Annotated in this window: 1 protein-coding gene; it reads left to right on the top strand. The window is 71.4% G+C overall.

Going from position 1 to position 960, the window contains the following annotated elements; translation table 11 throughout:
• Positions 1–154 precede the first annotated feature (154 nt).
• The coding region (locus tag NYZ98_RS41335) for a siderophore-interacting protein (protein WP_262851034.1) at positions 155–960 on the top strand (806 nt) is incomplete at its 3' end.

Here is a 960-nt window from a genome sequence, read left to right on the forward strand (position 1 = left end):
CCCCGGCACCCCCAAAGCACCCAATCCGCCGTCCGCCCCTACCTCCGCGACCTCCATCGCACCGATTACACCGGCGCCACCCACCCCCGCCACGCCTGGTACGAAGTCCCCACTCACCCGCGCGACGACCGGCCCGCTCGCCTCGCGTTCACCCGTGGCGACCCGTCCGATGTCGTCCGTGCGGGCGTACCCGCTCGCCGTAGGCATCCTGGAAGTGGTCTCCAACAGGGAGCTGTCGCCGCTCATGCGCCGCGTGACCTTCCGCATCCTGGACGCAGGCCCGCTACCCATAGAGGAACCAGCCGAGACGATCACCCTGGTCTGGCAGGCCCCTGGCGCCCCCCGGATCGTCCTGCCCGAGCTGGGCCGGTGGCGCTTCCCCAAGGGGACGGTCCGGCAGCACACGGTGAACCTCACCATACGAAGCCTCGACCGCTCAGCAGGCCTCCTGACCACGGACTTCTTCATCCACGGCGACGAGAGCCCGGCGTCGGTGTGGGCCCTCGGCGCGGCCCCGGGCGACCGGGTCGGCTTCGGCGGCAGCCGGGTTCACTGGGTGACCGACCCGGCGGCGGAATGGTCCCTCATGATCGGAGACGAAACGGCGCTTCCCTCCATCGCCGCCATCACCGAGACACGGCCCGCCGGGCACCACGTCATCGCGGTCGTAGAGGTACGCGATTCCGCCGAGCACGCCGCTCTGGACGCCCTCCCCTCCGAAGTCCACTGGGTCCATCGAGGCGACCGGGATCCCGGCGTGGGACGAGCCCTGGAAGACGTCGTCCGCCACCTGGACCTCCCGTCGGGCCGAGGCCAGATCTGGGCGGGCGGCGAGTCATTCATGATCCAAAGCCTGCGCCGCCACCTCCTCCACGAACGCGGCCTGACCCGCGACCAGGTCTGCGCCCTCGGCTACTGGACCCACCCCCGCCCCACCCGCCCAACCCCCAGCCCAGCTCC

The organism is Sphaerisporangium corydalis (assembly GCF_025506355.1).
In the GTDB taxonomy this organism is placed as follows: Bacteria; Actinomycetota; Actinomycetes; order Streptosporangiales; family Streptosporangiaceae; genus Sphaerisporangium; species Sphaerisporangium corydalis.